The organism is Sphingomonas immobilis, from assembly GCF_030580995.1.
Taxonomy (GTDB): Bacteria; Pseudomonadota; Alphaproteobacteria; order Sphingomonadales; family Sphingomonadaceae; genus Sphingomonas; species Sphingomonas immobilis.
This window is the reverse complement of record NZ_JAUQSZ010000001.1, coordinates 529,883-553,337: the sequence shown is the minus strand read 5'-3', so window position 1 is coordinate 553,337 and position 23,455 is coordinate 529,883. Positions and strand designations below refer to the sequence as shown.

The window sequence follows — 23,455 nt, the reverse complement described above, 5'->3', positions numbered from 1 at the left end:
TACAGCCCTTCGACAAGCTCAGGGCGAACGGAGGTGGTGATCGTCATCATTCGATCACCTTCGGCACGGTGAAGAACCCGTGTTCGGCCTGCGGGGCGTTCGCCAGCACCAGATCGCGGACGTTGCCGTCGGTGACGACATCCTCGCGCAAGCGCAGGTGATTGGGGATCACCGCCGTCATCGGCGCGACGTCCTTCGTATCGACCTCGCCGAGCTGTTCGATCCAGCCCATGATATTGTCGAGCTCGGGCGCGAGCTTCGCGGCATCTTCGTCGGAGATCGCGATGCGCGCGAGGCTCGCGATCTTCTTCACGGTGGCGGTGTCTACTGGCATCAGGCGCGGCTAGCATCGCCCACGTCGGTCATCAACCTTTCACCGATTGCACCGGGCGCATTCCTGCGCCAACCAGCACACACTTGCGCGCGGCGGTGGTTTTGCTGCACTGCACAATGGAAGTCCTTCGCCGATGGCACGAAAGTTCCTCTATGTCTTTGCGTTCCTCATCGTGATTGCCGCCGGCGTGGGCATCGCCTTCAACTTCTTCGGTACGCAGATCATGCGGATGGCGATGGTGCCCGGCGGCAGCGTCGAGGCGCTGTCGCCGCCGCCGGACTATGCGGATGCGAAGATGTGGCTCGCGCGGCCCGACATCGCGCGCAACCCCGCACGCTGGACGCCGCCGGGCTACAAGCAGGGAGCGAAGCCCGAGGCGGCGGTGTTCTTCGTCCATCCGACATCGTATCTCGTGCGTGCGCGCTGGAACGCGCCGCTCGACGACATGGATGCGAACACCAAGGCGGCGATCTTCCTGAAAGGCCAGGCAAGCGCGTTCAACGACTCCGGCGAGATCTGGGCGCCGCGCTATCGCCAGGCGGCGTTCGGCGCGTTCCTGACGACGCAGGCGAACGCGCAGAAGGCGCTCGATTTCGCCTATCGCGACGTGCTGGCGGCGTTCGAAGAGTTCCTGAAGCAGGCGGGCGACCGGCCGATCATCCTCGCCGGGCACAGCCAGGGGGCGCTGCACCTGACGCGACTGCTGCACGAACGGATCGCGGGGACGCCGCTCAGCAAGCGGATCGTCGCGGCCTATATCGTCGGCTGGCCGGTCTCGCGCAGCACCGACCTGCCGCTGATGGGGCTGCCCGAGTGCGCGCACGCTGATCAGGCCGGGTGCATCCTGTCGTGGCAGAGCTTCGCCGAGCCTGCCGATCCCTCGCTGATCTTCGACACGTTCGACGGCACGAAGGGCTTCACCGGCGCGTCGCGCAAGGGCACGCCGATGATCTGCACCAACCCGATCACCGGCACGCCCGGCACCACCGCACCGGCCAGCGCCAATCTCGGTACGCTTTATCCCAGCCGCGACCTGACCGCCGCCGATATCAAGCCCGGTCGCGTGGGCGCGGCCTGCGTGGGACGCGGACTGCTGATGATCGGCGCGCCGCCGTCGCTCGGCGGGTTCGTGCTGCCGGGCAACAATTACCACGTATACGACTACAGCCTGTTCTGGGCGAACGTCCGCGCCGACATCGCGCGGCGGCTCAAGGCTTTCCAGTCCCTGCCCCGCTAGGATGATTACCACCGACCGCACGACTTTCCGCGAGGCGCTGCCCGGCGCCGGGCGACTGCTGGGGATCGATCTCGGCACCAAGACGATCGGCACGGCGCTGTGCGACGCGGGCTGGTCGTTCGCCTCGCCCGCCTTGCTCATCAAGCGGAGCAAGTTCACCGCCGACAAGGCCGCGCTGGTCGCGCTGATCGCGCAGCAGCAGGTGAAAGGGATCGTCATCGGCCTGCCGATCAACCTCGACGGCAGCGAAAGCCCGCGCTCGCAGAGCACGCGCGCCTTCGCCCGCAACATGGAGGATGTCGCCCTCCCCATCCTGCTGTGGGACGAGCGCTGGTCTACGCAGGCGGTCGAGCGGCAGATGATCGCCGAGGACATCAGCCGCGCGAAGCGCGCCGAGCGTGTCGACAAGCTGGCAGCGAGCTACATCCTGCAGGGCGCGATCGATGCGCTGGTGGCCGTTTAATCGTCCGACTACGACCAATGTCTAACGCTGCGTGTTAGTACCGATGCGTACCTAAAGTACCGGTTAACCATTGCCGCCTAGGCCGTGGCAATGACATTCGCGCGGGCGCTCGTATTCGGACAGACAGGCGGGATCGTCCTCGCGCTGGGTGCGCTCGCGTTCCAGCCGCCCGCGCATGGCCGCATGATGCTGATACCGATGACCGCCCACGCCGCCGCGACGCTCGTGCCGCGCGCGACCGGCAACGGCGCGGCGCTGATCGCACGCGGTCCCGCCGGGTCGCTGATCGTGTCGGGCGACCGCAATCGCCTGCAGGCCGCGAATATCCTGATCCTTGCTGCACCCCCTGCAGGATGCGCCGCATGAGCGACGCTGTGGAACTCGATCGCCTGCGCCAGCGCGGCATGCAGATCCTCGCGATCGCCGGCTGGGCGAGCACGTTGGTTTGCCTGCTCATCGATATCACGCTCGACGGCACGCTCACGCCGGTCGCACTCGCTATTTCGGTGACCTTCAACATCGCGCCGAGTGTGATGGTCCTGCGCGGCCGCCACGACGAATCCGCGCGGCTGCTCATCGGCACGCTTGCCGCCGTCCAGCCCGCCGTCGCGGTGTCGCTGCTCGCCGGGCATCCGTGGCAGATGGACGGGCATATGTACTTCTTCGTCGGGCTCGCCGCGCTGACGGTGCTGTGCGACTGGAAGCCGCTCGCGCTCGCCACGGTGCTGATCGCGGTACATCATTTCGCATTCGAGCTGCTGATGCCGGCCTTGGTGTTCCCCGGCAACGGCAATATCGGCCGCGTTCTGATCCATGCCGCCGCGGTCCTCCTGCAATTCGCGGTGCTGAGCTATCTGACGGTGAAGCTGCGGCAATTGCTCGTCCGCCAGGCCGATGCGACGCGCGAGAGCGAGCGGCTCGCCACCGACGCCATCGCCCGCAGCCGCGAAACCGAGGCCGCGCTCGCCGCCGCCCGCGCCGCCGAGGGTCGCGAATCGGCGGAGCGCCACCGTCGCCAGGAGATCGAGACCGAAGCCGCCGCGCGCCGCCGCGAGGAAATGCTGACGCTCGCCTCCGCCTTCCACGCATCGGTCGCCGATATCGTCGCGGCGGTCGGCACTGCGTCGACCGAGCTCGACGGATCGGCGCGTTCGCTCAACGATCTCGCCAAGCGCGCCAATCGCGGCACATCGGACACGGCGCTGCTCGCCGCGCAATCGTCGGACACCGCACAGACGCTGGCGGCGCGGATCGCCGACCTGTCCTATTCGATCACCGCCATCGCCGCGAGCGCGACGCAGCAGGCGCAACTGAGCGGCAGCGCGCGCACCATGTCCGATTCGGGGCATCAGGCGGTGAGCGCGCTGGCCGAACGATCCGGCGCGATCGCCAGCTTCGCCGATTCGATCAGCGACATCGCCGGTCGCACCAACCTGCTCGCGCTCAACGCGGCGATGGAGGCGGCGCGCGTCGGCGAGGCCGGGCGCGGCTTCGCGGTGGTGGCGCAGGAAGTGAAGCAGCTCGCCGGCCAGGCTGCCGACGCGACGGGCGAGATCCGCAGCCTCGCAGGCTCCGTGCAAGGCGGCGCGGATATCGCCAACGGCGCGCTGCACGAGATCGCGACGATGGTCGGCGCGCTGTCCGAAGCGGCGCAGGAAATCCGCACCGCCGTCGACCAGCAGCGCGACACCGCCAACGCGATCGAGGCGACCGCACGCAACACCGCCGACGGCGCGAGCCGCATGGCGCAGCAGATCGGCGACGTGGTCGCCGTGGCGGGCGATACCGAGCGACTCTCGACCCGCGTGTCGGGCGCGGCGACGACGCTGTCGCGGACAGCGCAGGATCTGCAGGCCGCGACTGAGCGATTCGTGGCGCAGTTGAAGGCGGCCTGATTCGCCCGCGAAGGTAACGAAGGTAACGCAAAACGACGGTGAAAATGCGACGAAGCGTTGAGGTGTGAAGCAGTTGCGAGGGCGAACGGGCATCGGGGCGGGGGACGCGGCGCGGTGCATGTGCCGTCAGGATACGGAAAGGCGGCAGTGTAGGACAGAACCTGTCTCCGACGCCCCGGCCTCGACCCGGGGTGACGGGATGGATGTTTAGCTGTTAGTTTGCTGCGACAGAAAAATATCCCTCAAGCCGCCATTTGAGACGGTTGCGACACAATCACGAAATGCGATTCAACCGAGATTGGCTCCGGGGAATCTTTGAGCAACAAGCTCTGAAACAAGGTCTTGTCGGAGTTCAACTGAGTCTCGAGCAATGTACTCTCGGCTCGGCTCTTCAAGATCGCAACGGCCTTGAGTTGATCAGCGCAGACTTTCTCACCCGAGACGGCAGAAAACATCGACTTTCCGGTTTCGATTTTGAGATCTACCAGTAACGAAAGTGCGTCTTTTCCGGTTAATCCTTCGAAGTACTCCAGCATTTGACGAATTTCGGTTTCTGCGATGGACGCGTTCAATGTCTTAAAGCAGACAAGTTTAACGAAACTCTCAACCGTCTCATCGATTTGCGCGCGTCCTGCCGCAGCCCGCTCGTTTGCTGAAGCCTTGCGATCGAGAGCCAAGAGGAGCTTTACCTCGACAAGATTCAGAATATTTTGGATATTCAATATGTCGATATACTGCGCAGCCGTTGGCGATTTAAGCGAAGCTACCACTTCGTCGAGATAACTTGAGAAAAGCCTCACCTCTTTGGCAAGTGGCGCATAATTTGCCAATACCAGCGCCCTAGCCTCTTGAGCAGGTAAGTCATCCGCCATCACGAGTAGGTCGAGCGAAGCGCCAACTCCGGCAAACATCGCACTTTTGTGCCTCAAGTCCATCTTGGCGCCGATGTTGATGACGGCAGCTTCAGTTTCTTTCAATTGCTGCCGAAGCGCAACAAACGTCGCCAACGTGACCCCGATGTTCGCCACCGCAAGAACCGTATTAACGGGCCCAAGAAAATTAGATGCACCTTTTGCCAGCGGGCCAAGATTCTCCAGATGAGTCAATATTTTACTTGTTTCTATGTTCACGATGTTCGTACCGCGCACCTGATGGATGAGCGGATTAAACCAATCCGGAACAGCACAAACGTACTGCGTCAATTGCGTGACCAAGATTCTATCCCCCCGCGTTCGCCAATTGGCAGCCGAGCGGTACATCATGGTTTGAGGAAGATGCAAATAGCCCGGCCCGCTTGCCCTGCCCCGCTTAGCAGACTACCGAACCCCTTTAATGCCAGCATCCGATCACCGCCCCGCTTCCCAGATTTCGGGCAGCGCCGTTTTCCCGCACCGGCACCTCACCGGGATCGACGGGTTGCAGCCGCATGAGATCATGTTCCTGCTCGACGAGGCGGATCAGTGGATCGAGGCGAACCGCAACCGCGCCAAGAGCGACAAGCGGCTGGAAGGCCTCACGCAGATCAACGCATTCTTCGAGAACAGCACGCGCACGCTGCTGAGCTTCGAGATCGCGGGCAAAAGGCTCGGCGCGGACGTGGTCAACATGCACGCCGCGCAATCCAGCGTGAAGAAGGGCGAGACGCTGATCGACACGGCGATGACGCTCAACGCGATGCGCGCCGACGTGATCGTCATCCGGCATATGTCGTCGGGCGCGGTGCGGCTGATCGCGGGCAAGGTCGATTGTCCGGTGCTGAATGCCGGCGACGGGCAGCACGAGCATCCGACGCAGGCGCTGCTCGATGCGGTGACGATCCGGCGGCGGCGCGGCAGCATCGCCGGGCAGCGCGTGGTGATCTGCGGCGATATCCTGCACAGCCGCGTCGCGCGTTCCAACATCCTCGCGCTGACCGCGCTCGCCGCCGAGGTGCGGGTATGCGCGCCGTCCACGCTGATGCCGGCGGGGATCGAGGCGATGGGCGTCACGCCGTTCAGCGATTTCGACAAGGCGCTGGAGGGGGCCGACGTGGTGATGATGCTGCGCGTCCAGAACGAGCGGATGGCGGGCGGCTTCATCCCTTCGAACAGCGAGTTCCACCTGCGCTACGGCCTGACGCCAAAGCGGCTGGAACGCGCGCCCGGTGCGCTGGTGATGCATCCCGGCCCGATGAACCGCGGCGTCGAGATCACCTCCTCGGTCGCCGACAGCGCGCAGTCGGCGATCACCGAACAGGTCGAGATGGGCGTGGCGGTGCGCATGGCCTGCCTCGACGTGCTGACGCGGCGGGCGCGCGGCGTGGAGGGTTGGGCATGAACCGCACCCTCGCGCTGCTGAACGCGACGCTGGTCTGCCCGGTCGCGGGCGTCAGCAAGGGCGGCGTGCTGGTGGCGGGCGACCGCATCGCCGCGACCGGCCTGTTCGACCTTCCCGACGATGCCGAGACGATCGACTGCAAGGGCAAGATCCTCGCCCCCGCGATCGTCGATCTCGGCGTGTTCGCGATCGACCTGCCCGCCTTCCACGCGGGCGGCATCGTGCGCGTCGGGCTGATGCCCGATCAGTCGCCGGTGCTCGACAATCCCGGCCTCGTCCAGCGCGCGGCGCTGATCGGGCGGCCGGACCTGTGGATCCATCCGATCGCCGCCGCCACGCGCGGGCTGGCGGGCAAGGATCTCGCCGAGATGGCGATCAACCGCGACGCGGGCGCGCGCGCGGTCGGCACGGGCGCTGGCTGGATCGCCGATTCGGGCGTGATGCGGAAGGTGCTGGCGTACGCGGGCGACCTCGGCCTCACCGTTGTCGCGCACGGCGAGGATGGCGGCATGACGGCGGGCGCGGTCGCGACCGCGGGAGAGACGGCGACACGGATGGGCCTGCCCGCCGCCCCTGCCCTTGCCGAGCCGCTTGCCATCGCGCGCGACCTGATGCTGGCGGAGGATACGGGAGCTGCCCTGCACATCCGCCAGGTGACGACGGCGGCGGGTTTCGACCTGATCCGCGCGGCCAAAAGGCGCGGCGTGCGCGTGACGTGCGGCATCACGCCAGCGCACCTGTTCCTGTCCGACATCGCGATGAGCGACTTCCGTACCTTCGCGCATTTGTCGCCTCCCTTGCGTAGCGAGAGCGACCGCAAGGCGGCGATCGCGGCGGTCGGCGACGGCACGGTCGACGTGCTGTGTTCGGGCCACGATCCGCAGGGGCCGGAGGAGAAGCGCCTCCCCTTCGCCGATGCCGAGGCCGGGATGGCGGGCGCAGAGACGTTGCTGGCGCTGGCGCTGGGGCTGGTGCGCGACGAGGTGATCGCGATCGACCGGCTGTTCATGCTGCTCGCGCTCAATCCGGCTAAGGTGCTGGGGGTCGCGACGGGATCGCTGACGCCGGGCGCTCCGGCCGATCTGCTGCTGTTCGACGAGAACAAGCCCTGGAAGATCGATTCGGACGAACTGGTGGCGAAGGCGGGTAACACGCCGTTCGACGGCCTGCCGGTTCAGGGCAAGGTGCTGCGCCTGTTCAAGGGCGGCAAGTCGCTAATTTGAGCTTGGCCGGGGTCAGCCCCAGCAATCGTCGAGCTGCACCGAGGTTTCGAACTTGATGCCCGCGCCGCCACCCGGCCGCAGGCGTGCGACGACGCACAGGACGGGTGCCCGGCCGGGGAGTTTCGCATACACGACATCGCCGACCTGCAACTGGCCGGAGTCGAGCAGCAACATGCCGGAGGTGGAGATGTTCTTCACACGGCTGGAAAATGGGAGGATGGTGGGCCCGGCGATCTCGGCAGCGACATCCACGTCGTGTCGTGGCGCGCGCGGGATGATCCTGGGTTCGGGGCGGCGCAGGGCGAAAGCGGTCATGGACCTGGCTTAGCGCCGCTTCCCTAACGTCGCGTTCACCACGACATCGGTTTTTCTACTTAAATGAGCGTCTCGGCTTCGGGATGCATCTCGAAGCGAAGCGCCTTCGCGTCGAGTTCGCGCATATAGTCGCGGAGGAAACCCCGCGAGGTCGTGTCGTTCATGCCCTCGAGTACCCGCAGCACCCGCTCCAGTTCACGTTTGGTCGCTTCGATCTCGTACATTGGCCACCTCCCGGGCCCCCTCCTCCGTAAAATTACGCAGCGCATGGTTAACAAATCGTAAATTTCTGCCGTCGTCCCAAAGCAAAAGGCCCGCCCCCTTGCGGGAACGGGCCTTCGCGTGACGAAATGTCGAGCGGTTTTTAGCGTGAGGCGAGCTGCGGGCGGCCCGGCTTCACCCATGAGGCGAGCTGATCGCCGGCGCCTGCGCGCACGAAGCACTTGCCGCCGGTGGCGCGGTAGCTGAGGCAGAGCTTGACCGCTTCGGGGCGGGTGAAGCCGCCGACCGACAGGCGGTAGAAATTGCCGGACTTGGTCGCGAAGCTCATGCCCTGCGGCTTGTATGCGCTGAAGCCCGCGAAGCGGCGGCTGGCGCGGCCCCAGGCATCGCGCGCAACGCCGGCGTTGTCGTAAGCGCCGACCTGCACGAAGAAATTGCCTTTTGCCGGCTGCTGCTGCGGCTGGGCCGGAGCGGCGGTCTTGTACGAGGCGGCGGCGGCCTTGATGAGCGCGACCTTCTGCGCCTTCTGCGCCTTGGCGGGGAGCGGCTGGACCACTTCCTGACGCGGGCCGAACTGGATGCCGGTGTTGAGCGACGGCGCGACAGCGGCGACCGCGACGGGGGCCGGAGCGGCGGCAGCGGGTGCCTCGGTAGCAGCGACGACCGGAGCAGGCGCGGCCTCGGCAACGGCGACGGGTGCCGCCGCATTGAGCGCCAATGCGACCGGCTGGCCGTTGTCGGCGACCGGCTTCACGCCTAGCAGCTTCGCAACCTGATCCGATGCGCCGTTGGGCTTGGCGAACAGCGCCCATTCCTGGATGCGCTGATCGACATCGGCGGGCGAGAGATCGACCGCGATGATGGTCTTGGCATCCGCCCAGCGGCCCGCGAGCGCGAGGCTGAGCGCGAGGTTCTGGCGGGTCTTGGAGGTAGCGTCGGGCGAGCGGACCGCCGGGATCAGCAGATCGACCGCAGCCGACGGATCGCCAGCAAGCGCGATGGCGAGGCCGCGATCGGCGATCGGGATGATGTCGGCGTGACCGTCGAGCACCTTGCGCGCGCCGTGCCAGTCGCCGGTCGCGATCAGCGCGAGCGAGAGGTTGAGCGCGGCCTTGGCATTGTTGCCGTCGAGCGCGAGCGTATCGTTGAAGGCGTCGCGGGCGGAGGCGAAGCGACCGGCCTTGAGATACGCCTGGCCCAGCGTCATGCGGTACGCGGCCAGTTTCGGCGCGGCGGCGACGGCGCTCTCGGCGTGCTGGACTGCGCCGTTGGTGTTGCCGTCGGTCAGCATCGAGCGCGCGATGGCGGCCTCCACGCTGGCGTTGCGGTCACCCTGCGACTGATCGCGGTCCCCTGCGAAGGCGCCGCTGACGACCGCGCCGCCGAGCAGCAGGGCCGTGACGCTCATAGTCAGGATAGGACGGGTCTTCATCGAAATTTCCCCCCAGAAATTCAGCGTGCGGCCCGCGCCGGAAGCTGGCGGACCAGCTCCTCGACCTCGGGAATGGATTGCAGGAAAGCGTCGAGCGCTTCGGTGACGAGCGCCTGCGCGGAGACGCCCTGGACGGCCGAGGCGAGGCGCAGGCGCAGGTGACGCTCGCGGTCGAGACGCAGCGTGAAGGCCGAACGCGGGTTCTTGGCGCGGGCGCCGTGGCCGATCGTCGCCGCCATTTCGGGCGAGATGACCGGGCGGGCGACTTCGATGACCGGAGCGGGTGCTTCGAAAACGGGTTCCGGCGCGACTTCGGCGACGGGCTCTACGACGGTCTCAACCGGCGCTTCGAATTCTTCCTTCAGCGCCTCGCGCTGGACGAGCACCGGCGGCACCACGGCGACCGGCGCAGGCACATCCGCGCCCATGTCGTTCCAGCCGAGATCGTCCTCGCCGACCGGCGGATGGCCGAACGCGCCGAAGCCTTGCGGACGCATCGCCGGACGCGCCTGGCCCTTGCGGGCGAGCAGGGTCGCCGAAAGCGAGCCCATCGGGCGGGTGTTGTTGCCGAACATGCTCATGTCAGCTCACTCCCCGGCGGCCGAAACCACCCTGGGCGGCGCGCTGCGCGCCGAAACCGGCCGACGTCGTCGGGGCGGCGAACACGGTGCGGCGGAAATTCTTCTCGAGCCGGTCGGAAATGTACGTCCACAAAGCCTCGACCTCCTGTGCGGAGCGGCTCTTGGGATCGACTTCCATCACGGTGCGGCCATCGATCATCGAGGCGGCGAAATCGGTGCGGTGATGCAGGACGACCGGGGCGACGGTGCCGTGCTGCGACAGCGCGACCGCGGCCTCGGTGGTGATGCGCGCCTTCGGCGTCGCGCCGTTGACGACGAACAGCAGCGGCTTGCCGGCGCGCTCGCACAGATCGACGGTGGCGCCGACCGCGCGCAGATCGTGCGGCGACGGGCGCGTCGGGATGACGATGAGTTCGGCGACCGCGATCACGCTCTGGATCGCCATCGTGATGGCGGGCGGCGTGTCGATCATCGCCAGCTTGAAGCCCTGCTGGCGCAGCACTTCGAGATCGGCGGCGAGGCGCGCCACGGTGGTCTGCGCGAACGCCGGATAATCGGTGTTGCGCTCGTTCCACCAGTCCGACAGCGACCCCTGCGGATCGATATCGACCATGACGACGGGGCCAGCGCCCGCAAGCTGAGCTTGCACGGCGAGATGCCCGGACAGCGTGGTCTTTCCAGACCCGCCCTTCTGTGATGCCATCGCGAGAACGCGCATGTTGTATCGGACTCCCCGTTCTTCCGGGAAGGGATTGCCATGCCAGGCGTCAATAATAGGTTAATGCCATCGTCAGCGACCCAAATTGAGCGTGGACGTGCCTAACGATTTCTTTTCGAAATTGGCGTTACGAGGCATAGCATGGCTGTCGCGAGTGGCGTGGGATGGGTTCGGACAAGATGAAATTCGGGTTTTCGGGAACGTTTGCACTTGGGTTGACCGGGTTTCTCGCCGGCACCGGCATCATCCTGGCGACGATGCCCGCCTCCGCCGATGTGAAGGCCGGCGTCGATGCGTGGAGCCGCGGCGACTACCGCAAGGCCGTCGATCAGTGGCGCCCCGACGCGATCAAGGGCAACGCCGACGCGCAGTTCAATCTCGCGCAGGCCTACAAGCTCGGCCGCGGGGTGCCGCTCGACATGCCGATGGCGGAAAGCTGGTTCCGCAAGGCCGCAATGCAGGGTCATCAGCAGGCGGAGGACAATTACGGCCTCGTGCTGTTCGATCAGGGCAAGCGCAAGGACGCGCTGCCGTGGCTGGAGAAATCCGCGCAGCGCGGCGAGCCGCGCGCGCAGCTCGTGCTCGGTACGATGCTGTTCAACGGCGACGCGGTGCCGAAGAAGGACTGGCCGCGCGCCTATGCGCTGATCGTGCGCTCCGTCGCGGGCGGGCAGCCGAAGGCGCCGCAGGTGCAGGCGCAGATGGACCAGTACATCCCGGCGAGCGACCGCCAGAAGGGTCTCGAGCTTGCGCGCCAGTATGAGGACGATGCGCGCCGTCCACAGTTTACGCCGGATCGCCCGACGCGCGGCAATCCCGATCAGCCGCTGCCCGGTCGCGATGTAGCGGTCGGTGGGGCGGACGTGCCGCCATCGGACTACGGCCCGGATTCGCCGCCGCCGCCCGCGCCGAAACCGACGCCGAAGCCCCGGCGCACACCGGTGCCGGTCGAGGTGGCGAACGATCCCGCACCGCCGCCCGTGCAGCGGCCCGCTCCCCGTCCGCCGGTCACGGCGAGCGGCGGGCGCTGGCAGGTGCAGCTCGGCGCGTTCGGCGATGCCGGCAATGCGCGGAAACTGTGGGCGCAGGTCGGCGGCCGCTTCCCCGGCGCGGGCGTGACCTATGCGCAGGCGGGCAAGCTGACGAAGGTACTGGTCGGGCCCTATGGCTCGCGCGGTGCTGCGGTCGCGGCGTGCGGGGCGGTGAAGCCCTGCGTGCCGGTAGGGAACTGAGCCTCCCCTACCCGTTCGTCCTGAGCGAAGTCGAAGGACGTGCCAGGAACACCAGCACTCGGGACACGTGCTTCGACTTCGCTCAGCACGAACGGATTATGAAATAACCCACTCGCTCTTCGGAATCCCCTGCGCGTAGAGCAGCGCGGTCAGATCATTGTGGTCGATCCGCGCCGCCGCCGCCGCCGCGACGACGGGCTTGGCATGATAGGCCACGCCCAGCCCCGCCGCCCCGATCATCGCGAGATCGTTGGCGCCGTCGCCCACCGCGAGCGTCTGCGCGGGCGACAGACCCAGTTCGGCGGTCGCGGCCTGCAGCGTGTCGAGCTTGGTCTGCGCGCCGACGATCGGCTTGGTCACGGTGCCGCTCAGCGCCCCGTCCGCCAGCTCCAGCCGGTTGGCGACCGCACGGTTGAAGCCCAGCCGCGCCGCGACCGGCTCGGCGAAGCGGGTGAAGCCGCCCGAGACGAGGATCGCGGTGCCGCCGCGCGCGCGGAACGTCCTGATGAGGGTTTCCGCGCCGCCCATGTCGCGCACGCGCTCGGCAAGGCAAGTCTCGATCACGCTCTCGGACAGGCCCTTCAGCAGCGCGACGCGGGCATCGAGCGCGCCTTCGAAATCGAGCTCGCCGCGCATCGCCGCCTCGGTGATGGCGGCGATCTGCGGCTTGATGCCGGCATAATCGGCGAGTTCGTCGATACATTCGACGGTGATCATGGTGGAGTCCATATCGGCGACGAGCAGCGCCTTCTGGCGCGCGTGATTGGACTGCACCACCACGTCGACGCCCGCGAACACGCCCTCCAGTGCCGTGCGTGCCGCATCGGGCGCGGTGCGGAAGGCGATGTCGGCGGCGTCGCCTTCGTCGAGCCATTCCCACGCGACCGGTGCGCATTCGGCGGCGGCGAGCCGATCGCGCGCGTTCGAAATATCGGCTGCGGTCAGGCGGCCCGGTGCTATCAAAGTGGCGATGAACATGCGCGCTCCTCAATTCACCGTTCGTGCTGAGCGCAGTCGAAGCACATGGGATGCCCATGCCCTTCGACTTCGCTCAGGGCGAACGGAGGTTGGGAGCATATGACCAATCTCCCGAAGGTCGCGCTCATTGCAGGACCGACCGCGAGCGGCAAGTCCGCGCTCGCCGTCGCGCTGGCGGAGAAGCATGACGGCGTCGTGATCAACGCCGATTCCGCGCAGGTCTATCGCGACCTGCGCGTCGTCTCCGCGCGACCGTCTCCCGACGAGGAGGCGCGCGCGCCACACCGGCTGTTCGGGCATGTCGACGGGGCTGACCTCGGCTATTCCGCCGCGCGCTGGGCGAGTGAGGCGCGCGCGGAAATCGCGGCGGCGCACGCGGCGGGCAAGCTGCCGATCCTCGTCGGGGGGACGGGCCTGTATCTGCGTACATTGCTTGACGGCATCGCGCCCGTCCCGCCGATCGATGCGGGCATCCGCGCCGAGGTGCGCGCGCTGGCGGTCGCGGAGGCGCACGCCCAGCTCGCGACGCTCGATCCCGAAATGGCCGCCGCGCTCAACCCCGCCGACACGACGCGCGTCGCGCGGGCGCTGGAGACGATGCGCTCGACCGGCCGGTCGATCGCCGACTGGCGCGGTGCCAAGATCGGCGGGATCGGCGCGGAGATCGCCCTCGCCGCGCTCATCCTGCTGCCCGATCGCGACTGGCTCAACGCGCGGATCGAAGCGCGTTTCGAAACGATGGCCCGCGACGGTCAGGTGGAAGTCACCGCCCTGCTTGCCCGCGCCGACGTGCCGCCCGACGCGCCGGTGCGCCGCGCGATCGGCGTGGCGGAGATCGCCGCGCTCCTGTCGGGCGAGATCGACATCGCGACGGCGACAACCCGCGGCGCCACCGCCAGCCGCCAATATGCCAAGCGCCAGTACACCTGGTTTCGAAATCAGCCTCCCGCCGCTTGGATTCGCTCTCATTCGACAGATACGAACGAACAAATAGATCAAATAGCAACTTTATTACAATATTAGGTGTTGACGCGCATATTTGATGCGATTAGCAGCGCCGCTCCGATGGTGCTAAGGGGCGCCCTCGCGAAAGGAGACTGACTGTGGCCGAGTTGAGTGGAGCCGATATCCTGATCGAGACGCTGTGCGATCTCGGTGTGGAAGTCGTGTTCGGCTATCCGGGCGGCGCCGTCCTGCCGATCTACGACGCGATGTTCCGCTCGCAGCGGATCAAACACATCCTCGTCCGCCACGAACAGGCGGCGACGCACGCGGCGGAGGGCTATGCGCGTTCGACCGGCAAGCCCGGCGTGGTGCTCGTCACCTCCGGCCCCGGCGCGACCAATGCCGTCACCGGCATCACCGACGCGCTGATGGATTCGATCCCGATGGTCGTCATCACCGGCCAGGTGCCGACGGCGCTGATCGGCACCGATGCTTTCCAGGAAGCCGATACGGTCGGCATCACACGCCACTGCACCAAGCACAATTATCTGGTGAAAGACCCGGCGATCCTCGCCGATGTCATCAACGAGGCGTTCCATATCGCCACCTCGGGCCGCCCCGGCCCGGTCGTGGTCGATATCCCCAAGGACGTGCAGGTCGCGACGGCCAGGTTCACCAAGGGCACCGGCACCCCGGTCGCGACCGTCCACAAGACCTACCGCCCGCAGGTGAAGGCCGAGCCCACGCTGATCGAGCAGGCGATGGATATGCTCGCCGCGGCCGAGCGCCCGATCCTCTACACCGGCGGCGGCATCATCAATGCCGGCCCCGGCGCGAGCCAGTTGCTGCGCGAGCTCGCGCGGATCACCGGCGCGCCCGTCACCTCGACGCTGATGGGCCTCGGCGCGTTCCCGGCGAGTTCGGACCAGTGGCTCGGCATGCTCGGCATGCACGGCACCTACGAAGCCAATTACGCGATGAACCAGGCGGACCTCATCCTCTGCCTCGGCGCGCGCTTCGATGATCGCGTGACCGGGCGGCTGGATGCGTTCAGCCCCAACAGCCGCAAGATCCACGTCGATATCGATCGCTCGTCGATCAACAAGAACGTGCGCGTCGATCTGCCGATCGTGGCGGACGTGGGCCGCGCGCTCGAGGACATGGTCCGCGTCTACAAGTCGCGGCGGCATCCCAAGCCGGATCTCGCCGAATGGTGGCGGCGCATCAAGGGCTGGCGCGAGGTGCGCAGCCTCGATTTCCCGGAGAACAAAGCGGAGATCATGCCGCAGGCCGCGATCCGCGCCCTGTGGGAGGCGACGCACCGCAAGAGCCCGATCATCACCACCGAGGTCGGCCAGCATCAGATGTGGGCCGCGCAGCATTTCGGGTTCGAGGGGCCGAACAAGTGGCTGACGTCGGGCGGGCTCGGCACGATGGGCTACGGCCTGCCCGCCGCGATCGGCGCGCAGATCGGCAATCCCGGCGCGCTGGTGATCGACATCGCCGGCGAGGCGAGCATCCAGATGAACATCCAGGAGCTCGGGACGGCCACGCAATACCGGCTGCCGGTGAAGATCTTCATCCTCAACAATCAATATATGGGCATGGTCCGCCAGTGGCAGGAGCTGACCTATGCCAGCCGCTATGCCGAGAGCTATTCGGACGCGCTGCCCGATTTCGTGAAGCTGGCCGAAGCGTACGGCTGGAAGGGCATCTGCATCGAGGGGCCGGACCAGCTCGAAAGCGGCATCGCCGACATGCTGGCCTATGACGGCCCGGTGATGGTCGATTGCCGCGTGGCGCAGCTCGCGAATTGCTTCCCGATGATCCCGTCGGGCGCGGCGCATACCGACATGCTGCTGCAGGCGAGCGAAGTCTCGGGCGAGATGGACGACAGCGCGAAGGCGCTGGTGTGATGAGCACAATCTTCGTCGCCCCGGCGCAGGCCGGGGCCGCCGCGTTTGACGCGGACCGTCAGCCCAACAACCCAACGGCCCCGGCCTACGCCGGGGCGACGGAATAGCATCATGCACATTACCCAGGAAATCGCGCGCCCGCATACGCTGGCGATCATGGTCGACAACGAGCCGGGCATCCTCGCGCGGATCGCGGGGCTGTTCACCGCGCGCGGCTATAACATCGAGAGCCTGACCGTGTCCGACGTGACGCAGGATCAGGCGGTGAGCCGCATCACCATCGTCACCTCCGCGTCGGATCACGTGATGGAGCAGATCCTCGCGCAGCTCGACCGGCTGGTGCCGGTGCATTCGGTGACCGACCTCACCGCGCTCGGCGCGCATGTCGAGCGCGAGCTGGCGCTCATCAAGGTGCGCGGCGTGGGCGATCACCGCGTCGAGGCGCTGCGCCTTGCCGAGGTCTACCGTGCGCGCGTGATCGACGCGACCACCTCCAGCTTCGTGTTCGAGGTGACGGGCGGGCGCGAGAAGATCGACACGTTCATCGGCCTGATGCGCGAGATCGGCCTGATCGAGGTCGCCCGCACCGGCATCGTCGCGATCGCGCGGGGCAACGGCAGCTAATTCCAACGGACTGAACGACAACCAACGCCGTCACCCCAGCGAAAGCTGGGGTCTCCCGGTTCGGGCCGAGCGCCCTTCCCGCACGAGATGCCAGCTTTCGCTGGCATGACGACCATTTTGAAAGGGAAGAAAGAATGCGTGTCTACTACGATCGCGATGCCGATCTGGGCCTGATCTCGGGCAAGAAGATCGCCATCATCGGCTATGGGTCGCAGGGCCATGCCCATGCGCAGAACCTGCGCGACAGCGGCGTCAAGGACGTGGCGATCGCGCTGCGCGAAGGCTCGGCTACCGCCAAGAAGGCGATCGACGCGGGCTTCGCCGTCAAGTCGAACAAGGAAGCGGCGCAGTGGGCCGACATCCTCATGATCCTCGCGCCGGACGAGCATCAGGCCGCGATCTACGAGAACGACGTGAAGGGCAATCTCAAGCCCGGTTCGGCACTCGCCTTCGCACACGGCCTCAACGTGCATTTCGGCCTGATCGAGCCGCCGAAGGACATCGACGTCATCATGATCGCGCCGAAGGGCCCCGGTCACACCGTCCGCTCCGAATATGCGCGCGGCGGCGGCGTGCCCTGCCTGATCGCGATCCATCAGGACGCGACCGGCAATGCGCATGACGTGGCGCTGGCCTATGCTTCGGGCGTCGGCGGCGGCCGCAGCGGCATCATCGAGACCAACTTCAAGGAAGAGTGCGAGACCGATCTGTTCGGCGAGCAGGCCGTGCTGTGCGGCGGCATCACCCATCTGATCCAGGCCGGGTTCGAAACGCTGGTCGAGGCGGGCTATGCCCCCGAAATGGCCTATTTCGAGTGCCTGCACGAGACCAAGCTGATCGTCGACCTCCTCTATGAGGGCGGCATCGCCAACATGCGCTACTCGATCTCGAACACCGCCGAATACGGCGACATCACCACCGGCCCGCGCATCATCACGGCGGAAACCAAGGCCGAGATGAAGCGCGTCCTCGCCGACATCCAGTCGGGCCGGTTCGTGAAGAACTTCGTCCTCGATAACCGCGCGGGCCAGCCCGAACTGAAGGCCGCCCGCAAGGCCGCCGAGGCGCACCCGATCGAAAAGACCGGCGCCGAGCTGCGCGCGATGATGCCGTGGATCGGCGCGAACAAGCTGGTCGACAAGGACAAGAACTGAGGCGCGGCGTGAGTCAGGCGGCAGCGCCAGCCTGACTCACGCAAGCCCGGCCGGCACGGCGAAGCCGGCGCACAGGAGCCGGCTTTGCCGGGTCCGACGCGCCGCCTACCGGAAGCAATTGACGCGGCACCGTGCCATCGCGCACGGTGCCGTCGTCGTTTCTGGGAGAGAGACAATGCGCACCGCCCCTGCCCTGCTGCTGTTCCTGGCCGCCCCTGCTGCCGCGCAGATGACGCTGCCGGTCGAGGCGCCAGGCAAGCCCGATCCGAAGATCGCGACCTCGGGCAAGTACAAGATCGAGCCGACGCACACGCAGGCGCTGTTCACCGTCACGCACCTCGGCTGGACCTATTACACCGGCCAGTTCACCAATCCGACCGGCACGCTGACGCTCGACACGAAGCGCCCGGCCAATTCCAAGGTCAGCGTCACCTTCGCGATCGACAAGGTGCTGACGACGGTCCCCGATCTCGACGCGCATCTGAAGGGCCCGGATTTCTTCGATGCGGCGAAATTCCCCACCGCGACCTTCACCTCGACCAAGGTCACGCCGACCGGCCCGGCGACCGCGACCATCGCGGGTACGCTCACCCTGCACGGCGTGACGAAACCGGTAACGCTCAAGGCGCGCTTCATCGGCGCGGGCAAGACGTTCTGGGGCGAGAAGAAGATGGCGATCGGCTTCGCCGCCACCACCAGCATCAAGCGCAGCGCCTTCGGCATGGGCGCGAACATCCCGCTCGTGTCCGACAATGTCGATCTGGTGATCAACGCCGGGTTCGATGCGGATTGATTGCGAAACGATCCGTTGCCGCATCGGCGTTTGACGCCGCGGCGCGGGTCGCCCAGCTAGGCACGGTCCAACCCGGAGACCCGATGATGCGATCCAAAGCCCTGTTCGCCGCCGCAGCCCTGCTGCTCACCGCCCCCGCGCTCGCGCAGATGACGCCGCCCGCCGACATGCTGCACGGCAGCGGCACCGCCGCCGACGTGAAGGCCGGCACCTATGCGGTCGAGCCCAATCACACCCAGGTGACGTTCAGCGTCAGCCATTTCGGCATCTCGCCCTTCGCCGGCACCTTCTCCGGCGCGAGCGGGACGATGACGGTCGATCCCGCCAAGCCCGAGGCGACGAAGCTCGACGTGACCATCCCCGTCGCCAGCGTACAGACGACCAGCGACGTGCTGACCGGCGAGCTGAAGGCCGCCGACTGGCTCGACGCCGCCAAGTTCCCGACCGCCACGTTCCACGCGACCAAGGTGACGCCACTCGGCAAGGACGCGGTTTCGGTCGATGGCAACCTCACGCTGCACGGCGTCACCAAGCCGGTGTCGTTCCGCGCCAAGCTGTTCGGCGCGGCGACCAACCCGATGAGCAAGAAATTCTCGATCGGCTTCCTCGGCCGCATGACCTTCAAGCGTTCCGATTTCGGCGTGAGCAAGTACGTGCCGATGGTGTCGGACGAGACCGTGCTCGTCATCAACGCCGCGTTCGAGCAACAGTGAGCGAAGCGCCGTCCGAACAGGAAGGCCGCCCCGGCGTCGGCCGCGTGGAGGCGTTTTCGGACGGCGTCATCGCCATCATCGTGACGATCATGGTGCTGGAACTGCACCCGCCGCTGTCGGAAAACATGGCGAAGCTGTGGACGCTGTGGCCCATCTTCCTGGCCTATGTCCTGAGCTATGCCTATGTCGCGATCTACTGGGTCAACCATCACCGGCTGTTCAGCCATGCGACGCGGGTGACGAACGGGCTCGTCTGGTCGAACATGCTGCTGCTGTTCGCGCTGTCGCTGGTGCCGTTCTCGACGTCCTATCTCGGCGAGCATCGTTTCAGCCGCGAGACGACATGGCTGTACCTCGCGACGATGCTGTTTCCTGCCGTCGCCTATACCTGGCTGCAAGCGGTGATCCGGCGCACCGGAAAGCAGGGCGCGGCGGCCGAGGCCTATCATGTGTCGAGCAGCCGGAAGGGACTGTTCGCCACCGCACTCTACCTGCTCGGCGTCGCCCTCACCTTTCTGTCGCCCTGGGCGGGAATCGGCTGCGCGGTGATCGTCGCGATCCTGTGGTTTCTGCCCGATAGCCGCATCGACGGGCTGTTTGCGCGGAAATGACCGATACGCGCTGGACTTCCTGACCACGCCCGCGCTATCGGGATCGCAGATGACGACCCGGACCGGCCTTCTCCTGCTTCGACTTACGCGCCCTTAGGCGCGAACGAACCCCTGCGCGGTTTCCCGCGCGGCGCGCCTGAGGGCCTGACACATTCCCGTCATTCCAGTCAGCGAGAACCCGCAAATGTTGCGCGATCCTTCCGTAAAATACCGCCCCTTCCCGCAGGTCGATCTGCCTGACCGGCAATGGCCGAGCCGCACCATCACCCAGCCGCCGCGCTGGCTCTCCACCGATCTGCGCGACGGCAACCAGGCGCTGATCGATCCGATGGACGCCGAGAAAAAGACGCGCATGTTCGATCTGCTCGTCAAGGTCGGCGTCAAGGAGATCGAGGTCGGCTTCCCGAGCGCAGGCGCGGTCGAGTTCGATTTCATCTCCGGTCTCGTCAAGACCGGGCGGATCCCCGACGACGTCATCGTTCAGGTTCTCACGCAATCGCGCCGCGACCTGATCGAAACGAGCTTCGAATCCTTGCGCGGTGCGCCAAGGGCGATCGTCCACCTCTACAACGCCGTCAGCCCGGCGTGGCGCAAGATCGTGTTCGGCATGACCCGCGACGAGATCAAGCAGATCGCGGTCGACGGCGTGAAGGTGCTGCGCGATCAGGCGGCGGCGCAGCCCGGCACCGACTGGCTGTTCGAATATTCGCCCGAAACCTTCTCCACAGCCGAACTCGATTTCTCGGTTGAGGTTTGCGAGGCGGTGATGGACGTCCTCCAGCCGACGCCGGATCGCCCGCTGATCCTCAACCTGCCCGCCACGGTCGAGGCGGCGACGCCCAATATCTATGCCGACCAGATCGAATGGTTCTGCAAGCATATCCGTAACCGCGAGTCCGTGGTCATCAGCCTGCATCCGCACAACGACCGCGGCACCGGCGTCGCGGCGGCGGAGCTCGGGCTGATGGCGGGCGGCGACCGTGTCGAGGGCTGTCTGCTCGGCAATGGCGAGCGCACCGGCAATTGCGACCTCGTGACGGTCGCGCTCAATATGTACACGCAGGGGCTGTCGCCGGGCCTCGACTTCTCGGACATCGACGAGATCGTCAACACGGTGCAATATTGCACCCAACTCCCCGTCCACCCGCGCACCCCCTATGCCGGCGAGCTGGTGTTCACGGCCTTCTCGGGCAGCCATCAGGATGCGATCAAGAAGGGCTTCGCCGCGCAGGAAGCGCGCAACGACGAACTGTGGGAAGTCCCGTACTTGCCCATCGACCCCGCCGATCTCGGCCGCAGTTACGAGGCGGTGATCCGCGTCAACTCGCAATCGGGTAAGGGCGGCGTCGCCTGGGTGATCGAGCAGGACAAGGGCCTCAAGCTGCCTAAGCGCCTGCAGGCCGATTTCAGCCGCCACGTCCAGGCGCTCGCGGACGAGACCAGCCGCGAGCTCAACGCCGCCGATATCTGGGGCCGGTTCGAGGACACGTACCTCGCCAAGCCCGCCGACCGCTTCGCGCTCGGCGCCTATGACGAGACGCGCGCACCCAATGGCGAGCGGCTGTTTGTCGGCGATATCGAAACGGGCGGCGAGCATCACTCGGTCAGTGGGCGCGGCAACGGCCTCATTTCCAGCGTGGTCGCGGCGATCGACGATGCCTTCGCGGTGAAGCTCGAGGTGGCGGATTACGTCGAGCATGCCATCGGCAAAGGCTCGGACGTGCGCGCCGCCGCCTATGTCGAGTGCCGTACGAGCGATGGCCGCACCGTTTGGGGTGTCGGCATCGACGAGGACATCGCTACCGCCTCGGTCCGCGCGGTGCTGTCGGCGGCGAACCGCGCCTGACCGGCTACTATCATGCGCGGGCGGGTTAGCCCCGCCCGCGTACGATCTCGCAACCGACGGCGGCGTCGGGGTAGATGTCGGGCTTGCTGGTGCGCACCGTCACCTGCCGCACGCGGGCGTCGCCGAGGCAAAGGGCGGCGATCGCCTCGCAGAGCGTTTCCTGCAGCGCGAAATGCCGCTTCGCCGCCAGCGCGCGGATGCCCTCGCGCACGAAATCATAATCGAGCACCTCCTCGATCCGATCCTCGGACGGCGACGCAGGATAGTCGATGTCCATACGCACCGACACGATCACGCGCTGGTGCGCGGCCAGTTCCTGCGGATGGATGCCGAGGCCCATCACGACCTCCAGCCCCTCCAGGATCGTCGTGAAGGTGGCCGTCATGCCCCTGCCCCCTGGCGCGTCTCGAACATCACGTCGCGCGTCTTGGGCAGGAAGCGTTGGCCGTTGTCCACGAACACGGTCTGCCCGGTGACGCCGCGCGCCGACAACAGGAAAGCGGTCGCGCGGGCGATGTCGCGCACATCGACCGGCCGCCCGAGCAGGTTGCGGCTGGCAACCGCGTGGAACTCCTCTTCGCTCTGGTCGCCGCTCGGCAGCGAGATGCCCGGTGCGACGGCGTTGACGCGGATGCGCGGGCCCAGCCCCTGCGCCAGCATCACCGTCGCGGCGGCAAGCCCGGCCTTGGCGCAGGTATAAGAGAAGAAATCGGGGTTCAGGTTCGCGAGCTTCTGGTCGAGGATATTGACCACCGCCCCCGCCCCCAGATCGTCCTGCGCGGCGAGCGCAGAGGCGAGCAGGACGGGCGCGTGCAGATTGACCGCCTCATGCTCCCTCAGGCTCGCGGCATCGGCCAGCGGCGGACGGTCGTAGGCGAACATCGACGCGCTGTTGACCACCGCCCCCACCGGCCCGCCGAACGCAGCACGTGCAGCGGCGATCAGCGCGGCGGGCGTCGCCGCGTCGGCGAGATCGCCGGTCAGGATCGGCGCATCCTCCGCCAGATCGCCGAGCAACGCCCGGTCGAGTTCCGAATGGTGATGATGGATCGCCACGCGCCAGCCCGCGTCGGCCAGCCCGCGCGCGATCACCGCGCCGATGCGTCGCGCGCCGCCCGTCACGATCACGGTGCGGGGCACGGCGCGGGGCACGGCGTGGGGCACGGCCGCGCTCACGCGCGCGGGTTGCCGATCAGCGCCAGCACTTCCTTGCGGCTGCGTTCGTCGTCGCGGAACACACCCATCATGCGGCTGGTCGTCATCGATACGCCCGGCGTGCGCACGCCGCGCGCGGTCATGCAGGCGTGGGTCGCCTCGATCACCACGGCGACGCCGATCGGCTTGAGATTGTCCCAGATGCAATCGGCGACTTCGGCGGTGAGCCGTTCCTGCACCTGCAGCCGCCGCGCGAAGGCGTGCAGCACGCGCGCCAGCTTCGAAATGCCGACCACGTAATTGCCGGGCAGATAGGCGATGTGCGCCTTGCCGATGATCGGCGCCATATGGTGTTCGCAGTGCGATTGGAACGGAATGTCCTTCAGAAGGACGATCTCGTCATAGCCGCCGACCTCTTCGAACACGCGCGACAGATGATGCTCGGGATGGTCGCTATAGCCGGCGCAATATTCCTTCCAGGCGCGGGCGACGCGCTTGGGCGTGTCGATCAGCCCTTCGCGATCGGGATCGTCGCCGGTCCAGCGGATCAGCGTGCGGATCGCATCCGCGACATCGTCGGGAACCGGAATCTTCGGCGTTTCGGAAACGAGATCGCCATTGCCCGCGTCCTCGGAATGGTCGTGCATCGTCGATCCTCACCTTCTTTTCTTCCCCGCCGCCCGCGCTACCCGAATTAGGCGGCGGAGGCGCGGGGAATTTCATTTCCCAAACGAGATCATCGGCATAGTGAT

Annotated in this window: 26 protein-coding genes; 15 read left to right on the top strand and 11 right to left on the bottom strand. The window is 66.7% G+C overall.

Features of this window, described 5'->3' with window-relative positions:
• Positions 1-46: 46 nt before the first annotated feature.
• Complete coding sequence (gene gatC / locus Q5H94_RS02770; protein WP_304559688.1) at positions 47-334, bottom strand: Asp-tRNA(Asn)/Glu-tRNA(Gln) amidotransferase subunit GatC; 288 nt, start codon at positions 332-334, stop codon at positions 47-49.
• Positions 335-467: 133 nt separating this feature from the next.
• On the opposite strand from gatC, the gene Q5H94_RS02765 reads away from it, so the two are divergent.
• The 4 genes from Q5H94_RS02765 (at position 468) to Q5H94_RS02750 (ending at position 3,929) form a co-directional block, all read left to right on the top strand.
• The gene (locus Q5H94_RS02765; RefSeq protein ID WP_304559687.1) at positions 468-1,571 is read left to right on the top strand and encodes a DUF3089 domain-containing protein; all 1,104 of its coding nucleotides are present in this window, start codon (positions 468-470) and stop codon (positions 1,569-1,571) included.
• 1 nt (position 1,572) lies between these two features.
• Positions 1,573-2,034, top strand: coding sequence for a Holliday junction resolvase RuvX (gene ruvX, locus Q5H94_RS02760; protein ID WP_304559686.1), 462 nt, complete (start codon positions 1,573-1,575; stop codon positions 2,032-2,034).
• A 90-nt stretch (positions 2,035-2,124) separates the two neighbouring features.
• Positions 2,125-2,400, top strand: a complete 276-nt coding sequence (locus Q5H94_RS02755; protein ID WP_304559685.1) for a hypothetical protein — start codon at positions 2,125-2,127, stop codon at positions 2,398-2,400.
• On the top strand, positions 2,397-3,929 hold the full coding sequence (locus Q5H94_RS02750) for a methyl-accepting chemotaxis protein (RefSeq protein WP_304559684.1): 1,533 nt from the start codon (positions 2,397-2,399) through the stop codon (positions 3,927-3,929). The genes Q5H94_RS02755 and Q5H94_RS02750 overlap by 4 nt, the downstream gene beginning before the upstream one ends.
• A 242-nt stretch (positions 3,930-4,171) precedes the next feature.
• Here the strand turns inward: Q5H94_RS02750 and Q5H94_RS02745 are convergent, their stop codons facing one another.
• Positions 4,172-5,143: a hypothetical protein gene (locus Q5H94_RS02745; RefSeq protein ID WP_304559683.1), complete on the bottom strand. Its 972-nt coding sequence runs from the start codon at positions 5,141-5,143 to the stop codon at positions 4,172-4,174.
• 118 nt (positions 5,144-5,261) lie between these two features.
• On the opposite strand from Q5H94_RS02745, the gene Q5H94_RS02740 reads away from it, so the two are divergent.
• Both Q5H94_RS02740 and Q5H94_RS02735 read left to right on the top strand, forming a co-directional pair.
• A complete protein-coding gene (locus Q5H94_RS02740) occupies positions 5,262-6,245 on the top strand; it encodes an aspartate carbamoyltransferase catalytic subunit (protein ID WP_304559681.1) in 984 nt (327 codons plus the stop codon).
• A complete protein-coding gene (locus Q5H94_RS02735; RefSeq protein ID WP_304559680.1) occupies positions 6,242-7,468 on the top strand; it encodes a dihydroorotase in 1,227 nt (408 codons plus the stop codon). Before Q5H94_RS02740 ends, Q5H94_RS02735 begins: the two co-directional genes overlap by 4 nt.
• 12 nt (positions 7,469-7,480) lie before the next feature.
• On the opposite strand, the gene Q5H94_RS02730 is transcribed toward Q5H94_RS02735, so the two are convergent.
• The 5 genes from Q5H94_RS02730 to Q5H94_RS02710 all read right to left on the bottom strand — a co-directional run bounded on the left by Q5H94_RS02730 (position 7,481) and on the right by Q5H94_RS02710 (position 10,736).
• Positions 7,481-7,783, bottom strand: a complete 303-nt coding sequence (locus Q5H94_RS02730; RefSeq protein WP_304559679.1) for a PilZ domain-containing protein — start codon at positions 7,781-7,783, stop codon at positions 7,481-7,483.
• A gap of 59 nt (positions 7,784-7,842) precedes the next feature.
• The gene (locus Q5H94_RS02725; RefSeq protein WP_304559678.1) at positions 7,843-8,007 is read right to left on the bottom strand and encodes a hypothetical protein; all 165 of its coding nucleotides are present in this window, start codon (positions 8,005-8,007) and stop codon (positions 7,843-7,845) included.
• Between the two features lie 140 nt (positions 8,008-8,147).
• On the bottom strand, positions 8,148-9,437 hold the full coding sequence (locus tag Q5H94_RS02720; RefSeq protein ID WP_304559677.1) for an SPOR domain-containing protein: 1,290 nt from the start codon (positions 9,435-9,437) through the stop codon (positions 8,148-8,150).
• A gap of 20 nt (positions 9,438-9,457) precedes the next feature.
• A complete protein-coding gene (locus Q5H94_RS02715; protein ID WP_304559676.1) occupies positions 9,458-10,018 on the bottom strand; it encodes a hypothetical protein in 561 nt (186 codons plus the stop codon).
• A gap of 1 nt (position 10,019) precedes the next feature.
• On the bottom strand, positions 10,020-10,736 hold the full coding sequence (locus Q5H94_RS02710; protein ID WP_304559675.1) for a ParA family protein: 717 nt from the start codon (positions 10,734-10,736) through the stop codon (positions 10,020-10,022).
• A 215-nt stretch (positions 10,737-10,951) separates the two neighbouring features.
• On the opposite strand from Q5H94_RS02710, the gene Q5H94_RS02705 reads away from it, so the two are divergent.
• Positions 10,952-11,968: an SPOR domain-containing protein gene (locus Q5H94_RS02705; RefSeq protein WP_304559674.1), complete on the top strand. Its 1,017-nt coding sequence runs from the start codon at positions 10,952-10,954 to the stop codon at positions 11,966-11,968.
• 96 nt (positions 11,969-12,064) lie between these two features.
• On the opposite strand, the gene serB is transcribed toward Q5H94_RS02705, so the two are convergent.
• Positions 12,065-12,946: a phosphoserine phosphatase SerB gene (gene serB / locus Q5H94_RS02700; protein ID WP_304559673.1), complete on the bottom strand. Its 882-nt coding sequence runs from the start codon at positions 12,944-12,946 to the stop codon at positions 12,065-12,067.
• A 99-nt stretch (positions 12,947-13,045) separates the two neighbouring features.
• Here serB and miaA point away from each other — a divergent pair, with 99 nt between their 5' ends.
• The 8 genes from miaA (at position 13,046) to leuA (ending at position 21,548) form a co-directional block, all read left to right on the top strand.
• A complete protein-coding gene (gene miaA / locus Q5H94_RS02695; RefSeq protein ID WP_304559672.1) occupies positions 13,046-13,969 on the top strand; it encodes a tRNA (adenosine(37)-N6)-dimethylallyltransferase MiaA in 924 nt (307 codons plus the stop codon).
• Positions 13,970-14,049: 80 nt separating this feature from the next.
• Positions 14,050-15,807, top strand: coding sequence for an acetolactate synthase 3 large subunit (locus Q5H94_RS02690; RefSeq protein ID WP_304559671.1), 1,758 nt, complete (start codon positions 14,050-14,052; stop codon positions 15,805-15,807).
• 111 nt (positions 15,808-15,918) lie between these two features.
• Positions 15,919-16,431, top strand: coding sequence for an acetolactate synthase small subunit (ilvN, locus tag Q5H94_RS02685; protein ID WP_304559670.1), 513 nt, complete (start codon positions 15,919-15,921; stop codon positions 16,429-16,431).
• A gap of 134 nt (positions 16,432-16,565) precedes the next feature.
• Positions 16,566-17,585: a ketol-acid reductoisomerase gene (gene ilvC / locus Q5H94_RS02680; protein ID WP_304559669.1), complete on the top strand. Its 1,020-nt coding sequence runs from the start codon at positions 16,566-16,568 to the stop codon at positions 17,583-17,585.
• Between the two features lie 175 nt (positions 17,586-17,760).
• Entirely contained in the window at positions 17,761-18,378 is a 618-nt protein-coding gene (locus Q5H94_RS02675; RefSeq protein ID WP_304559668.1) for a YceI family protein, read from the top strand.
• An 86-nt stretch (positions 18,379-18,464) separates the two neighbouring features.
• Complete coding sequence (locus Q5H94_RS02670) at positions 18,465-19,091, top strand: YceI family protein (protein ID WP_304559667.1); 627 nt, start codon at positions 18,465-18,467, stop codon at positions 19,089-19,091.
• Positions 19,088-19,702 (top strand): TMEM175 family protein, encoded by a 615-nt coding sequence (locus Q5H94_RS02665; RefSeq protein WP_304559666.1) that lies wholly within the window; start codon positions 19,088-19,090, stop codon positions 19,700-19,702. Before Q5H94_RS02670 ends, Q5H94_RS02665 begins: the two co-directional genes overlap by 4 nt.
• A gap of 184 nt (positions 19,703-19,886) precedes the next feature.
• On the top strand, positions 19,887-21,548 hold the full coding sequence (gene leuA, locus Q5H94_RS02660) for a 2-isopropylmalate synthase (protein WP_304559665.1): 1,662 nt from the start codon (positions 19,887-19,889) through the stop codon (positions 21,546-21,548).
• A gap of 25 nt (positions 21,549-21,573) precedes the next feature.
• Here leuA and Q5H94_RS02655 read toward each other — a convergent pair whose 3' ends face one another.
• From Q5H94_RS02655 to folE, 3 genes are read right to left on the bottom strand one after another with little or no spacing between them, the layout of a single operon-like run.
• A complete protein-coding gene (locus Q5H94_RS02655) occupies positions 21,574-21,933 on the bottom strand; it encodes a dihydroneopterin aldolase (protein ID WP_304559664.1) in 360 nt (119 codons plus the stop codon).
• Positions 21,930-22,712 (bottom strand): SDR family oxidoreductase, encoded by a 783-nt coding sequence (locus tag Q5H94_RS02650; protein WP_304559663.1) that lies wholly within the window; start codon positions 22,710-22,712, stop codon positions 21,930-21,932. Before Q5H94_RS02650 ends, Q5H94_RS02655 begins: the two co-directional genes overlap by 4 nt.
• Before the next feature lie 8 nt (positions 22,713-22,720).
• Positions 22,721-23,350, bottom strand: coding sequence for a GTP cyclohydrolase I FolE (gene folE / locus Q5H94_RS02645; protein WP_304559662.1), 630 nt, complete (start codon positions 23,348-23,350; stop codon positions 22,721-22,723).
• Positions 23,351-23,455: the final 105 nt, after the last annotated feature.